This is a genomic window from Staphylococcus sp. Z5-21 (assembly GCF_056529615.1).
On record NZ_CP096462.1, the window covers coordinates 407,184 to 421,369 of the forward strand.

Here is a 14,186-nt window from a genome sequence, read left to right on the forward strand (position 1 = left end):
TTTAGTGAAAATTTTGGATTACTTTATGTTGATAGTTGTTATAAGTGAATTTAATATTGACTGAAGAAGAAATAAACTCTATACCCATTGCCAAATAGAAAAAGAGCTTGAGCCACTTATTTGTGTCCCAAGCTCTTTTAGTACATCTTGTATTAAAAACAATATATTAGATTATTTAAAGTCATTCAAATATTGTGGAAGCATTTGTGTGTAAAGATCAATGAATGTTAAGTACGTATCTTTATATACATATTCGTCAACTTGATGCGCTTGTCCTGTTTCACCTGGACCATACATAACAAATGAGAAATCTTCACCTTTATCTTTCATTAAATAAGACGCATCAGTAGTTGCTGTAGAAGACGTAACATCTAAATCTCTGTTGAAATATTCATCGCCTAAAGATTTTGCTAATTTTAAGAATTCATTGTCACCAGTCGTATATACTGGATCACGATTAACATAAGGATTAACAGTAATATCGGCGTTATCTTCTTTTTCTACTTTTTCTTTTATACTGTTGAATAAGCTTTCGAATTTTTTATTATCATATGCAGGAATGGTACGCATATTAAATAATGATTCTGCGTATTCAGGAATGGAATTCATTTGATCGCCACCATTGATAATCGTTGAATTCATTGTAGGTGTACCTAAAAGTTTACTACGAACATCTACTTTATTATATTCAACATTTAAATAGTGAATAAAATCAACGAGTGGATTAATAGCATTAAATCCAAGTTCTGGCATTGAACTATGTGCGGATTTCCCTTTTGAAATCACTTGGATATCCATCGTACCTTTGTGAGTATAAACAATACCATCTTGCGAAGGCTCAGCAATTAATAATGCTTCAACGTCATCCATATAACCTTTTTCATGCAATAAAGCAGCTCCATTACTCGTTACTTCTTCACCAGCAGTTGCCATAAAGCGAATGGTACCTTGATTTAATGTACCTGCTTTTTTAATTTCTACTAAACTAATAGCGAGTGCTGCCAACCCTGATTTCATATCAGCAGAACCACGCCCGTGTAATCTACCCTGATCATCTTCTGTTAATTTAAATGGATCATAGTTCCATTGCTCTGTATCACCTGTTTTAACGACATCCATATGTCCTGAAACTCCAACCACAGGTTTGCCACTTCCAATTTCAGCCACCAAGTTTGCACGTGAAGATTCATCTTCTAATTCTAATATTTCGGAATTAATATCATATTGTTTAAATAGTTTTTGTAAATAATGTGCAACATCTAACTCTTTTTCATTTACGGATTGAATTTCAATGATATCTGATAATATTTTCACGCGTTCTTCATTAGATAATACTGACATTACAGTACTATACACCACTAACATGCATTTTTAAAACGCATAGGAGAAGTGAGTTGATGTCGTAATGACGTGTTTTATTTGCTTAAGTCAAGTTGATAAAATGCAAGATCTAACCATTTATCGAACTTATAACCAACATTTTGTATCGTACCTGAGTGTTGGAAATCGAATTTTTTATGCAAATAAATACTATTATCGTTTGTAGCATCAATACCTGCAACGAGTGTCTTATAACCTTCAACCTGAGCATGATTTATAAGTTGTTTGAGTAGTTGTGAAGCGATGCCTTTACCTCTATGATGTTCATTTACGTATATAGAATGTTCAATTGAGTATTGGTATGCAGGCCAATCACGGAAAGACCCATAAGTAGCAAATGCAACAGCTTCACCTTGTTCTTCGAAAACAAAAATGGGTTCATTATTTTGAGATTTATTTTCAAACCAAATTTCACGTGATGCTAAGGTCTGTGGCTTATACGAGTATACTGCAGTTGTATTTAAAATTGCATCATTATATATATCTAAAATATTTGGCAAATCACTTTTAGTAGCATGTCTTATCATTATATGACCATCCTTTGTTTTTACTATGTTTCAAATTAAATAATAAAATCATTAAACACCTCAGCGCAAAATTTAGCAAATGTATGTTATAAAAGTTAACATTTAGTAGCATTATACTTCTTTTGGTATAGTTAGATTAAGGTACATCATACATTATAAGTTGTGCTATACTTATTTATAATATTTGAAGAAAAGATGATTTGGAAAAGGAGTTACACGTGTATGAAAAAATGGGGGAATCGACTCATTACCTTAATTGGTATGCTATTCATATTAGCAGCGATTTATTTATTCGCTAAACCGCATATTGACCAGTATTTACATGAAAAAGAAAGCGAAGAAAAAATAGAAACGTATGATAAAGATGCTGCAAATAAAAAAGAAAACAAACAGGAAATTCCAAAAGATAAATCTGAGATGGTGGGATACTTAACAGTCCCAGATGCAGAAATAAAGACGCCTGTTTATCCAGGACCGGCAACGCCTGAGCTGTTAGATAGAGGTGTTAGCTTTGCAGAAGCGGATGAGTCGCTAGATGATCAGAATATTGCCATTGCTGGTCATACTAATATCGGATCGTCTGATTATCAATTTTCTAATTTAAAAGAAGCGAAAAAAGGCAGTGAAGTGCGCTTTAAAGTAGGCAATAAGAACAATGTCTATAAAATCACAAAAATATTTGATGTCAAACCTGAAGATGTGCAAGTTTTAGATGAACACAAGTCTAGTAAAAAACAATTAACGTTAATTACTTGTGACAACTATAATGAACAAACAAATACTTGGGAAGATCGTAAAATATTTATAGCTGAAGCGGTATAAGTTTAAATAAAAGACCTTATCATAGAAATGATGACACGATACAGATCATTCTTAAGATAAGGTCTTTTTTATTGTATTATTTATCAAAAGCATTGATAAAACGTTTTGTGATTTCTTTCGGTCTTGTTATCGCGCCACCTACAACAGTACAATGAACACCTAAATCTGTTACATCTTTAAACATTTCAGGTGTAATTACATTACCCTCAGCAATGACTTTAGCATTTACATGAGCCAAGACATCTTTTAAAAACTGATAGTTGTTTTCATATAAAATATGACCTTTTGTATATGACGTATACCCACGTAACGTAGTGCCGACATAGTCGAAACCAAGTTCGTCTGAATTTTTAGCTTCTTCAAGTGTAGAAATATCCGCCATAATTTCAACGTTTGGTGCTTTATTTCTTATATAGGATACAAGCTCTGATAATGATTCTTTAGGACGAGTTTGTTTGGTTGCATCTAATGCGATGACTTCGCAGTTACTTTCAATTAATTCATCGATCTCTTTACTAGTAGCCGTGATGAAAACGTCAGAATGCGCATAATCACGTTTTACTATTCCAATTACTGGTAAGTCGACTTCTTTTTTGATTTCAATAATGTCTGCTTTAGAATTCGCTCTGATACCAACGGCGCCACCTTCATATGCTGCTAAGGCCATTTTAGACATAATAAAAGATGAATGTAATGGTTCATCTGGTAATGCTTGGCACGATACGATTAATCCCTGTGGTAACATAATTGCACTCTCCATAACTTTAGTAGATTTAATTGAATATTTATATTGTATTAGATTTGTATTTTCAATATAACACTAAGAAAATATTAATCGATACATTTCGTTGTTATGAAAAATATTTTCATTTATAATATAATGAAATCAAAATTTGGAAGCAGGGGATTATATGAAATTTGAGAATCGCATTCAACGCTATCATCATTTATTTACAAAGACAGACAAACAAATTGTTGAATATATTCAAAGTAATCATTTTGATGATTCATTTTCAACAATCAATTCATTGGCGCATGCGATTGGAACATCGCCAGCAACGATTACGCGCTTTAGTAATAAATTAGACTATGATAATTTCCAAGATTTAAAATTTAATTTACAGCAAGAAATGACGGATAAAGTGATAGAAAATAGTCCGTTGATTCAGCGTATTCATAAATATCATCAAGATATTATCCAACAAACTGGTGAATTTATATCTGATGAAAAAATTCAAAGTTTTGTAAATCAAATCATGAGAAGTAGACAAATTATTTATGCGGGTTTAGGTAGTTCTGGTTTATCTGCGACAGAGTTTTATTACAGAATGATGCGCATGGGATTAAAAGGTAGTGTATCGACAGATGCGCATCAAATGAAAATATTTGGATCATTATTAACAACTTCTGATACATTTGTTGCCATTTCAAATAGTGGGGAAACTGCTGAGTTAATTGCAGCAGCTGAAGTGGCACACGCGCGTGGGGCCTATGTGGTTGCTATAACAAATTACGAAGGTAGTACATTGACGGAATGTGCAGACTTGGTATTAATTACTACGGATCAATCAAGAATCAATGATTCAAGATTTATCAATACACAAATAGCGACACTTTTTTTAATAGATATTGTAAGTTATTTACTGTTAGATGACGATTATATGCATAATGTCTATCAACATACGAAAAAGACAGTGCTGAATGAATAGTATTTTATATGTAGGATGTTGTTACTTAAAAGCGCACTTTATCAAACCATATTTGGTTTTGATAAAGTGCGTTTTTTTAAATTATTAAAATTGTGAAACTGCACCAAATAGTGAAGCATGATTCTTAGTGTGTGTCGTTTTAATTTCGGCATGACCATATTCAGGTGGAAGGAAATTCTGAATTTTAGGAACGATATATTTAAGTAAAGTTTGATCTTGAGCAGAAATCCCTCCACCAATCAGAATTAAACCAGGATCATATATGATTTGTATTTGTGCTAGGCCTTCTGCAACATTAAAGCTCCATTCATTTAGAATATCTAAGGCGAGTTCATTGTCTTGATCCGCCAATTTAAATAGCATTGGCACATCATCGCTATAAGGAAATGATTTGGATTTCATTAAAGATTTAAGTGCTGTTGTAGAAGCGCGTTGTTCAAATGTTAATTGATCTTCAGAGCGATATAATAGGTAGCCAATCTCATTCGCACGATGACGTGTGCCATTGTATAAACCTAAAGTTTGATTATAAAAAGCACCACCAATACCAGTTCCCAAAGTAAGACAAAAAATGTTATCTACATCATATTGATGAAAATAAAGTTCTCCTAATAAAGCCGCATTAACATCATTGTAAATTTTGACATCCGCATTGAGTGATGCTAACAGTTTGGGGAAATTTGTGCCCCTAAAATTCGGAATGGTAGGGCCAGTATAATCAACCACGCCATTGGTTTCATCTATTACACCTGCGCTGGAAATGCCTACATGCAGTGGTGAAAGTTTATAGGTCATTTGAAAATGTTTAACAATGTCATAAACTTTGTCAACGATGTATTCATTTATATTATTCGGTGTGGGTATTTTTTGATAATCTACAAAATTTAAGCCGTTATCTAAAACAGCAGCTTTGATATCAGTGCCTCCGATATCAATTGCGACTTTATAATCCGTCATTTATATTGCCTCCTGTAAGGTATTCAAATATATATGTATCATTTTTAAATTTAAAAGTGTAGCTATAATAACTTTGAAAAATATTTTCATTGAAATTTAGTATAAATGATGAATTTTTTCAAAATACTATTGATACACTCTATGGTAGCGTTTACAATTCGAACTGTAAATAGTATTAAACAAACATTTTTCAACTTGGATAAAGGAACACAGGGTTTTTAACAGAAGAATACTCATAAAAGCAAACGGAGGTTTATTTCATGGAAGATAAATTTAAAGGATTATATGCAGCATTATTAGTACCATTTGATGAAAATGGATAAGTGAAAGAAGAAGGGTTAGCACAAATTGCCAAAAATGCGATTGAGACAGAAAAATTAGATGGCTTATATGTTAATGGTAGTTTAGGTGAGAATTTCTTGCTCAGTAAAGAACAAAAGAAACAAGTCTTCAAAGTCGCAAAAGAAGCGGTCAATGACGATGTGAAAATGATTGCGCAAGTTGGCTCATTAGACTTAAATGAAGCGATTGAACTTGGTAAGTATGCTACAGAACTTGGGTATGATGCGATATCTGCAGTCACACCATTCTATTATCCATTTTCATTTGAAGAAATTAAAGACTATTATTTTGAACTTATTGAAGCTACACAAAATAACTTAATTATTTATGCAATTCCAGATTTAACGGGTGTAAATATTTCGATTGAACAATTTGGTGAACTTTTCAACCATGAAAAAATCATTGGTGTGAAATATACAGCGCCAAACTTCTTCTTATTAGAAAGAATTCGTAAAGCTTTTCCAGATAAATTAATCTTATCAGGATTTGATGAAATGTTAGTTCAAGCAGCAGTATCAGGCGTAGATGGTGCAATTGGTTCAACCTATAATGTCAATGGTGTGCGTGCAAGACAAATATTTGAAAAAGCGCAAAATGGCAATATTGCGGAAGCTTATGAAATTCAACACGAAACCAATAATATTATCGAAAATGTATTATCTATGGGGATTTATTCTACGTTAAAAGAGATTTTAGCATCACGTGGTATTGACGGCGGCGTACCTAAACGTCCATTTAAACCATTTAACGAAGCAAACAGAAGTAAATTAGACAAATTGATTAAAGACTATAATTTATAAGACATCGCGTAAGGGGATGAAGTAAATGCAACAAGTAGGTTTTGGGACGTGGAACTGGGTAGCTGTAATAGTTTATCTCGTATTAATGTTATTGGTGGGTGAGTATTTTACAAAACGAGCAAGTCAAAACACAGATAGTTTCTTTACAGCTAGTGGCCGTTTGCCTTCGTGGGCAGTTGGGTTCTCTATCTATGCAACGACATTAAGTGCGATTACATTTATGTCGACACCAGAAAAAGCATTTTTAACAGATTGGTCTTACATAGCTGGCAATGTCGCTATTGTAGCTATTATTCCATTGTTAATTTATTTTTATGTACCATTCTTTAAAAAATTAAAGGTGACATCAGCTTATGAATATTTAGAAGCACGATTTGGGCCGAGTGTCCGTGTGATTGGGTCGTTGCTATTTGTATTGTTCCATTTAGGAAGGGTAGCTATTGTGATTTATTTACCGACGCTAGCGATTACTGCGGTTTCTGATTTAAATCCTTATGTCGTAGCGAGTCTAGTAGGGATATTGTGTATTCTTTATACATTCCTTGGTGGTTTTGAAGGTGTGGTATGGAGTGACTTCATTCAAGGGGTCATCCTATTAGGTGGTGCTGCAGCAATCATTATCTTGGGCATTGTACATATCAAAGGTGGTATGGGAACTGTAGTGACGGACGCGCTAGATCATAAAAAATTAATCAGTGCAAATAATTGGAAGTTTAATACTGCCGCGGCAGCAATTCCTATTATTTTCTTAGGGAATATATTTAATAATTTGCATCAATATACTGCAAGTCAAGATGTTGTACAACGTTATCAAGCATCTGAATCCATGTCTGAAACGAAGAAATCATTATGGATGAATGGTGTTTTGGCATTGATTTCAGCCCCATTATTTTATGATATGGGGACAATGCTTTATTCCTTCTACACACATGAAAGTGCTTTGCCAGAAGGTTTTAATACATCATCGATTGTACCTTATTTCATACTGACAGAAATGCCATCATTTATTGCCGGATTACTTATTGCAACAATATTTGCAGCTGCACAATCTACAATTTCATCAAGCTTAAATTCAATTTCAGCTTGTTTATCTGTCGATATCAAACATAGATTTTTCGGTAAAGGTAAAGAGAAAGACGAAGTTACTTTTGCTAGATGGATGATTATACTTTCTGGTTTATTTGGATTTGGTATGTCTATCTACTTAATTGCTTCAGATTCTAATGACTTATGGGATTTATTCCTATTAATTACGGGCCTTGTAGGTGTGCCATTCGCGGGTGTATTTGCTGTAGGTATCTTTACGAAACGAACAAATACCCTAGGCGTTATATGCGGTTTGGCGTTAGGTATTATCTTCGCTTATATCTTCAATGGTGTTGGCGGTGGCAATTCGCCATTCTTTGTATCCATTATTTCATTCCTAGTTGCATTTATCTTCTCTTATCTAATCAGTATTGTAATACCTGGTAAGAAAAAAGATATTGTTGGCTTAACTATTTTTGATATTAAAGAAAAATCAAATTACGTTTCTAAAATACATGTGAAGAAATAGATAAGTAAAGCTTATCAGTGTAGTACACACTGGTAAGCTTTTTATTGTAATTTATTTTTTAATTAGCAATTAAATATGCGAAGAATCTCAAGATAGAAAATGTAAAATAAATTTGACATTTTCTAGTAGGATAGTTATATTAAAAATGTAAAAAACCTTTGACATTTAGGATTGTTAAATATGAATATTCTACTATTTGGACTTGGTTTACCAATAAATTTTTACCAAAAGAAACTTTAAACCAACACAAAGGTAGATCGAAATATGATGAAAGACAAAGTAAAATGTTTGTAGAAATACTAGCTAAAAGTTTTATTTGGCTCGTGTACTGTTTGTTGTTTATATTTATACTAAGAACCTTTGGTTGGTTTGATATGGATGGAGCATTAATATCGACATATCCTGAAATTATATTCTTGGTTATTGGTCTATTTCTACTACTATTTAATTATTTAACTATGCGTTCAAAGTACACTTTTAAGGATTGATTAAATGAAAAATAAAATTAAAATATATAGAAAACGTACTGGCGTTTCTCAAGAAAATTTGAGTGAAAAATTGGGAGTATCAAGGCAAACAATCAATGCTATAGAAAATGATAAATATGACCCTTCATTGTCATTAGCATTTAAACTCGCGAAGTTATTTGATGTGACAGTAGATGAACTTTTTTCTTGAAATAAATATGAAAAAATAAATAATTTTAAAAAGATTTAGTTAAATTAGGCAAAAAATTTTCAATTTGAGTCATATGCGATTAATATATACTTATTAAATTTAAAAAAGTGAGGTACTGACCAAATGTCTACATTAGTCATTATTGCACATCCAGATATTAGCAATTCAACTGTGAATAAGCATTGGAGAGATGCACTTTCTAAGATAGGTGAGTCTGTCACAGTACATGAAATCTATCCAGAATATCCACATGGCAAAATTGATATCGAAAAAGAACAAAAACTGATAGAAGCGCATGATCATATTATTTTTCAATATCCATTATATTGGTATAGTTCTCCACCATTAATGAAACAGTACTTAGATGAAGTCTTTACACATGGTTGGGCATATGGTTCTAAAGGAGACGCCTTAAAAGGAAAGAATATAGGATTGGCGATTTCTATTGGGTCAATAGCAGAAGCCTATACACCAGAAGGTAATGTGAAATTTACAATTGATGAATTAGTGAGTCCGATGATTGCAACGACACGATTTGTATCTGCAAACTATGTTGGTGCGCATAAGCTATACAGTGCATTTACTATTGCGCCTAGTCAATTAGAAGAGAATACGCAAGATTATTTGAACTTTATTCAATCATTAAACAAGTAATTAAAGATAATCTAAGACAAATTTTTTCGTTTATGGTTATATTTAACATGATTGAATTGAAGCGGTAAAGTATAGGTATTTATAATATGGTTTCATACCTACAGGGTGGAACAAGCGAAATCTTATTAAAAGAGATTGCTGTTTGACTCTGTTTTTTTATGAATTCAGCTATTATGTAAGGGATTTACTTTGAATCAAACTACAATATCGATATAATAATAGATAAACATATAAATTGAAAGATTTGAGGGGACACTATGATAAAAGCAATTGCAGTTGATATGGATGGTACATTTTTAAATACGCAAAAAACATACGATGAAGAACGATTTGAACGTATATTTCAGCAATTAAAAACGCAGCAGATTAAGTTTATAGCTGCTAGTGGTAACCAATATGCGAAATTGAAATCAATTTTCGGAGAACGAGCGATGTACTTTGTGGCAGAAAATGGTGCGGTTATTTATGAAGGGGATAAATTATATGATTATCAAACATTCGATAGAGACTTTTATCAGCAAGTGGTAGATTATTTAAATATTGAAAGAGGTATCAATAACTTAATTGTATGCGGATTAAGTAGTGCCTATATTTTAAAGGAAAATCCTGAGTCGTTTAAAAAAGATGCACATTTTTATTATCGTCAATTAGAAGAAATTCATTCTTTACAACACTTACCCGAAGATGAGTATGTGAAGATAGCATTTAACATAAACCGTGAGACGCATCCTACACTTGATGAGGATCTTAAAGCGCGTTTTAATGGTAAGTTAGAATTTGTATCTAGTGGACATGATAGTATTGATATCATTATCCCTGGTGTAACAAAAGGGAACGCATTAAAACGTTTATTGAACACATGGCAACTCGACGCGTCAGAATTAATGGCGTTTGGTGATGCAAATAATGATTTAGATATGTTGCTATTAGCCGAGCATAGTTATGTGATGGAGAATAGTGAAGATCATTCGTTGTTTGAAGCAGCAAAACATGTGGCACCCTCGAATGATAAGCAAGGTGTGTTAAGCGTGATTGAATCCGAAGTATTAAACAAACCGATTTGATTGTGTTATAAAACATATTGTTTTAATACGAATTTCAAAATTGCTACACTACATATATAAATGATTAATTTGAAAGGTAGGTTTCAAAAAGTGATGACTCAAATGCAACAAACGATTTTAGATGCTTTTAATTTTAGACATGCAACAAAACGCTTTGATGCAAACAAAAAAATTTCAGAGAGTGATTTTAATACAATTTTAGAAACGGGGAGACTTTCACCCAGTTCACTAGGCTTAGAGCCTTGGAGATTTGTAGTTATTCAAAATCGTGAAATTAGAGATAAACTTAAAGCAATCAGTTGGGGTGCACAAGGGCAACTTGATACAGCAAGTCATTTTGTATTAATTTTAGCACGCAAAAATGTAACTTCACAATCAGATTACGTACAACATATGATAAGAAATGTAAAAAAATATAGTGAAGCGAGCATTCCAGCTACAGAAAAGAAATTTGATGATTTTCAAACTAACTTTCACATTAATGACAATGACCAATCTTTATTAGATTGGGCGAGAAAACAGACTTATATTGCACTGGGTAACATGATGACAAGTGCAGCATTATTAAATATCGATTCATGTCCAATAGAAGGCTTTGATTTAGATGCGGTCACACAATTTTTAACTGATGAAGGCATTATAGACGAAGCGCATTTTGCGCCATCTGTTATGGTGGCTTTTGGTTATAGAGAAACGGAACCGAAAGATAAAGTACGCCAAACACAAGATGATATCGTAGAATGGTTAGAATAAATGAAGAAAAGCTTGGTGCAGTTGCACCAAGCTTTTTATATTATAAATCACGTGCATTCGATTGAATTAAAGCTTTATACCAGTCAAAAGAATCTTTTTTAATACGTTTTTTAGTACCTTGACCGTAATCATCTTGATCTACATAAATGAAGCCATAGCGTTTAGTCATTTCACTCGTTGACATTGATACTAAATCAATAGGCCCCCATGCAAGGTAACCCATTAAATCAACGCCATCTTCAACGGCTCTTTTTGCTTCAGCAATATGTTTTTGTAAATAATCAATGCGATAATTATCATGAATTTGGCCATCTTCAATAGTGTCTTTTGCACCTAACCCATTTTCAACAATGAATAACGGTTTATTATAACGGTCCCACAATTCATTTAAGACGATTCTGAGTCCGATTGGATCGATTTGCCAGCCCCAATGGGATGCTTCTAAGTAAGGATATTTTATCTACACATGCATCGGATTTCACATGTTTTTGTTGCAATACTTGTAGCAATGATTCATCAGTCACTTCGTTTAGTGACTCATGGTTAATTAACCTTTGGCTGAAAAATTTGAGGTGAGTCATAAATCTGGAGTAGCTTAGGGCATCTTCATTAATGTGTAAATTAAAGTGATAGCGCACAATATCTAAAATACTTTTGGTAATCTTTGTGATTTCATATATATTTGCGATATTTTCATCCATACTTGCGTTGACAATATGCATAGCAATAAATCCAGCCTCATCTTTAGGTAACTGAATATCAAAGCGGCGGTTAATGGTCTCAACTGCGTTTATTGATAAATCATATTCTTTAGGATAGAGTCTGTTGATTTCGTATAATAATGGATTTTTAATAATGTGACCTTCTCTGGTTCTTTTAATAGCGTAATCTATGTGGTCCGTTAGTGATAGGTAAATAGATTCTGACATAGGTTTTTCATAAAGCTGATTGGCTTTGATAATAATATCTTGAGTCGTTAATAAGACATTTTGATCGATTTCATTAAGTAACGTAAGCATACGTTCTTGTTCTTCGCTTGTGAGTCTAAAAACTTTATCAATTTTGTCTTTTTCTAGCTCTTGACCATTTTGTTTGCCACAGGGAATCCCTTTTCCCATGACGATACGTTCTTCATTGTTAATCTTTGAAATAACCACATTGTTATTCAGTATTTTAGTAATTTTCATAATAAATATAACATCCCTTATTTATTAACTTAGTAATAAAAATGATTATATATTTAATATAGAGTAGATGTTTATCATAAGTCAAAAAGAAACGCCGATATCGTTTCTGAAAACAATAAAAAGCAGTGCGCATTCAACTTGAATGAACACTGCTTTTGCAATCAATGTCATAACATCTTCCTAGCATCAATTAGTCTTTATCAGCAACGAGTTGTGTATTGCTATGAACTAAAATTTCGAAACCTTCTGGTCCAATAAATTGTGTTTCTTGTGCATTTGGTTTATATATTTCTATATGTGTTAAGCCTAAACTTTGGCTATTGTTTTGGCGTAATATATTGGATTGCCAAGTATTAAAAGCAATGTGGTGGTGGTAATGATTAGTTGACATAAATACAGCCTGTGGTAAATCAGAAACGTGGTCTAAGCCGAGTTCGTCGAGATAATAATGACGGGATTGACCTATATCAGCAGCTTTTAAGTGTAGGTGACCAATTTTTGCATCATCTGGCATACCTTGCCATCCATTTTCACTTCTTTGTTCAACTAAGTCATTCGCATCGACTTCGAGCGTATCCATCTTCACTTTATTGTCATTCCAAATCCAACCTGCTTTAGGTCTATCATAATAAATTTCAATCCCATTACCTTCAGGGTCTGCAAAATAAAGCGCCTCACTGACAAGGTGATCGCCACCGCCAACTTGAACACCTGTACTTGCAGCATGATATAAGAAATTACCGAGATCTTGACGCGTAGGTAATAAGAGCGCCATGTGAAATAGTCCTGATTCTCTCATAGAGGGACGACGTCCGTTTTCTATTTCATTTAGTGTTAGCGTATGTCCATGTGCGCCGACATTAAAGGTAACGGCATGATTTGTTTCGTGTTTAATAGTTAACCCTAAAATTTGTGTGTAGAATTTAATCATATTTTTCAAATCTGAGACGTTTAATGTGATATTTGTTACTTGCGTTGCATTTTTATCGTGGAAAGTCATAATTTAGCTCCTTATTCATTGCATGTATTTATAATTATTACAAGTTGAATTCTAGTATAAAAAATATACTGAGTCAATACACAAAGCTTGGAAAGTATAAAAAATATATTTGGTGGCATTAAAAGATTCATTTTTGTAAAATGGGTATAACACAATGTTTTAAATCCAAAAGAATAGGATGTTATAGATGACACACTATTATTTTAAAGAAAACTTTTTCAATGCTTCTAGATCAGTGATAGAAATTTATAATGATAAAGAAGATGTAGTGTTTACCATCGAACTGTTTTATACGTCGGCTGTACAACAAACAATGGCATATTTAGGTAATAACAAGCAGAACTTTGAGATTACAGATGGTCAAGCTACCTATCGTGTGTTGCAAGAGGGTGCTATTAAAACACCTTTTAAGACAGTCTGGACAGTTGAAAAGAATAATCAACCCATAGGCCTATTTCGTTCAAAAATGGGGCTCAAACCAACTATGTATTTTGAAGAGACTCAAGGAGGTATAATAAAATTTCAGTCAGGATTTTTTTCGAGAAGTGTAAAGGTGACAGAGCGTAATCAAGAAATTATGCAAACAAAATCAGAGCGATTTAAATTTGCTTCCATGCACGATGTGTATATAGAAACGGAAACATATCATCCGGCTATGTTAATACTATTGTTCCAAGTGTTTTATGAATTTCAGGAAAAACAACGTAAAAATGCAAACTAGGTTAACAATAGCATAATACAAAGCTAGAACTTGAGAT

General features: G+C 32.8%; 14 protein-coding genes and 2 pseudogenes. 9 read left to right on the top strand and 7 right to left on the bottom strand.

The features are described 5' to 3' along the window. Nucleotides 1-171 precede the first annotated feature (171 nt). Both M1D64_RS01825 and M1D64_RS01830 read right to left on the bottom strand, forming a co-directional pair. Nucleotides 172-1,341 (bottom strand): ArgE/DapE family deacylase, encoded by a 1,170-nt coding sequence (locus M1D64_RS01825; protein WP_075339888.1) that lies wholly within the window; start codon nucleotides 1,339-1,341, stop codon nucleotides 172-174. 74 nt (nucleotides 1,342-1,415) lie between these two features. Next, on the bottom strand, nucleotides 1,416-1,907 hold the full coding sequence (locus M1D64_RS01830; protein ID WP_011302346.1) for a GNAT family N-acetyltransferase: 492 nt from the start codon (nucleotides 1,905-1,907) through the stop codon (nucleotides 1,416-1,418). Between the two features lie 222 nt (nucleotides 1,908-2,129). Between M1D64_RS01830 and srtA the strand changes: the two genes are divergently transcribed. Beyond that, nucleotides 2,130-2,729: a class A sortase SrtA gene (gene srtA, locus M1D64_RS01835; RefSeq protein WP_002482327.1), complete on the top strand. Its 600-nt coding sequence runs from the start codon at nucleotides 2,130-2,132 to the stop codon at nucleotides 2,727-2,729. A gap of 76 nt (nucleotides 2,730-2,805) precedes the next feature. Here the strand turns inward: srtA and M1D64_RS01840 are convergent, their stop codons facing one another. Continuing rightward, nucleotides 2,806-3,474, bottom strand: coding sequence for an N-acetylmannosamine-6-phosphate 2-epimerase (locus M1D64_RS01840; RefSeq protein ID WP_037537658.1), 669 nt, complete (start codon nucleotides 3,472-3,474; stop codon nucleotides 2,806-2,808). A 166-nt stretch (nucleotides 3,475-3,640) separates the two neighbouring features. Here M1D64_RS01840 and M1D64_RS01845 point away from each other — a divergent pair, with 166 nt between their 5' ends. Beyond that, the gene (locus M1D64_RS01845; RefSeq protein ID WP_037537659.1) at nucleotides 3,641-4,438 is read left to right on the top strand and encodes a MurR/RpiR family transcriptional regulator; all 798 of its coding nucleotides are present in this window, start codon (nucleotides 3,641-3,643) and stop codon (nucleotides 4,436-4,438) included. A gap of 84 nt (nucleotides 4,439-4,522) precedes the next feature. Here M1D64_RS01845 and M1D64_RS01850 read toward each other — a convergent pair whose 3' ends face one another. After that, entirely contained in the window at nucleotides 4,523-5,395 is an 873-nt protein-coding gene (locus M1D64_RS01850; RefSeq protein ID WP_041079322.1) for an ROK family protein, read from the bottom strand. A gap of 260 nt (nucleotides 5,396-5,655) precedes the next feature. On the opposite strand from M1D64_RS01850, the pseudogene M1D64_RS01855 reads away from it, so the two are divergent. From M1D64_RS01855 to M1D64_RS01880, 6 genes and pseudogenes are all read left to right on the top strand, one after another. Beyond that, nucleotides 5,656-6,537 (top strand): annotated as a pseudogene (locus M1D64_RS01855) (N-acetylneuraminate lyase). Nucleotides 6,538-6,562: 25 nt separating this feature from the next. Next, entirely contained in the window at nucleotides 6,563-8,092 is a 1,530-nt protein-coding gene (locus M1D64_RS01860) for a sodium:solute symporter family protein (protein ID WP_115343716.1), read from the top strand. A 492-nt stretch (nucleotides 8,093-8,584) separates the two neighbouring features. Continuing rightward, complete coding sequence (locus M1D64_RS01865; protein ID WP_069826146.1) at nucleotides 8,585-8,770, top strand: helix-turn-helix transcriptional regulator; 186 nt, start codon at nucleotides 8,585-8,587, stop codon at nucleotides 8,768-8,770. 123 nt (nucleotides 8,771-8,893) lie between these two features. Next, the gene (locus M1D64_RS01870) at nucleotides 8,894-9,424 is read left to right on the top strand and encodes an NAD(P)H-dependent oxidoreductase (protein ID WP_011302353.1); all 531 of its coding nucleotides are present in this window, start codon (nucleotides 8,894-8,896) and stop codon (nucleotides 9,422-9,424) included. A gap of 257 nt (nucleotides 9,425-9,681) precedes the next feature. Next, entirely contained in the window at nucleotides 9,682-10,488 is an 807-nt protein-coding gene (locus M1D64_RS01875; protein WP_002482337.1) for a Cof-type HAD-IIB family hydrolase, read from the top strand. Nucleotides 10,489-10,581: 93 nt separating this feature from the next. Next, a complete protein-coding gene (locus M1D64_RS01880) occupies nucleotides 10,582-11,241 on the top strand; it encodes an NAD(P)H-dependent oxidoreductase (RefSeq protein WP_037537761.1) in 660 nt (219 codons plus the stop codon). 40 nt (nucleotides 11,242-11,281) lie between these two features. On the opposite strand, the pseudogene M1D64_RS01885 reads toward M1D64_RS01880, so the two are convergent. The 3 genes and pseudogenes from M1D64_RS01885 to M1D64_RS01895 all read right to left on the bottom strand — a co-directional run. Further along, nucleotides 11,282-11,701 (bottom strand): annotated as a pseudogene (locus tag M1D64_RS01885) (family 1 glycosylhydrolase); the annotation flags it as partial. Next, complete coding sequence (locus tag M1D64_RS01890) at nucleotides 11,625-12,428, bottom strand: PRD domain-containing protein (protein ID WP_081327054.1); 804 nt, start codon at nucleotides 12,426-12,428, stop codon at nucleotides 11,625-11,627. The pseudogene M1D64_RS01885 and the gene M1D64_RS01890, both read right to left, overlap by 77 nt. 190 nt (nucleotides 12,429-12,618) lie before the next feature. Continuing rightward, the gene (locus M1D64_RS01895) at nucleotides 12,619-13,428 is read right to left on the bottom strand and encodes a VOC family protein (RefSeq protein ID WP_002482342.1); all 810 of its coding nucleotides are present in this window, start codon (nucleotides 13,426-13,428) and stop codon (nucleotides 12,619-12,621) included. Nucleotides 13,429-13,615: 187 nt separating this feature from the next. Here M1D64_RS01895 and M1D64_RS01900 point away from each other — a divergent pair, with 187 nt between their 5' ends. Continuing rightward, complete coding sequence (locus M1D64_RS01900; protein ID WP_115343717.1) at nucleotides 13,616-14,149, top strand: tubby C-terminal domain-like protein; 534 nt, start codon at nucleotides 13,616-13,618, stop codon at nucleotides 14,147-14,149. Nucleotides 14,150-14,186 lie beyond the last annotated feature (37 nt).

What these genes read in the sequence shown, in the direction of transcription:
- M1D64_RS01880 (WP_037537761.1), top strand. Translation starts at nt 10,582, where the DNA reads ATGACTCAAATGCAACAAACGATTTTAGATGCTTTTAATTTTAGACAT.
- M1D64_RS01865 (WP_069826146.1), top strand. Translation starts at nt 8,585, where the DNA reads ATGAAAAATAAAATTAAAATATATAGAAAACGTACTGGCGTTTCTCAA.
- M1D64_RS01895 (WP_002482342.1), bottom strand. Translation starts at nt 13,428, where the DNA reads ATGACTTTCCACGATAAAAATGCAACGCAAGTAACAAATATCACATTA.
- M1D64_RS01870 (WP_011302353.1), top strand. Translation starts at nt 8,894, where the DNA reads ATGTCTACATTAGTCATTATTGCACATCCAGATATTAGCAATTCAACT.
- M1D64_RS01850 (WP_041079322.1), bottom strand. Translation starts at nt 5,395, where the DNA reads ATGACGGATTATAAAGTCGCAATTGATATCGGAGGCACTGATATCAAA.
- M1D64_RS01900 (WP_115343717.1), top strand. Translation starts at nt 13,616, where the DNA reads ATGACACACTATTATTTTAAAGAAAACTTTTTCAATGCTTCTAGATCA.
- srtA (WP_002482327.1), top strand. Translation starts at nt 2,130, where the DNA reads ATGAAAAAATGGGGGAATCGACTCATTACCTTAATTGGTATGCTATTC.
- M1D64_RS01840 (WP_037537658.1), bottom strand. Translation starts at nt 3,474, where the DNA reads ATGTTACCACAGGGATTAATCGTATCGTGCCAAGCATTACCAGATGAA.
- M1D64_RS01825 (WP_075339888.1), bottom strand. Translation starts at nt 1,341, where the DNA reads ATGTCAGTATTATCTAATGAAGAACGCGTGAAAATATTATCAGATATC.
- M1D64_RS01830 (WP_011302346.1), bottom strand. Translation starts at nt 1,907, where the DNA reads ATGATAAGACATGCTACTAAAAGTGATTTGCCAAATATTTTAGATATA.
- M1D64_RS01890 (WP_081327054.1), bottom strand. Translation starts at nt 12,428, where the DNA reads ATGAAAATTACTAAAATACTGAATAACAATGTGGTTATTTCAAAGATT.
- M1D64_RS01860 (WP_115343716.1), top strand. Translation starts at nt 6,563, where the DNA reads ATGCAACAAGTAGGTTTTGGGACGTGGAACTGGGTAGCTGTAATAGTT.
- M1D64_RS01875 (WP_002482337.1), top strand. Translation starts at nt 9,682, where the DNA reads ATGATAAAAGCAATTGCAGTTGATATGGATGGTACATTTTTAAATACG.
- M1D64_RS01845 (WP_037537659.1), top strand. Translation starts at nt 3,641, where the DNA reads ATGAAATTTGAGAATCGCATTCAACGCTATCATCATTTATTTACAAAG.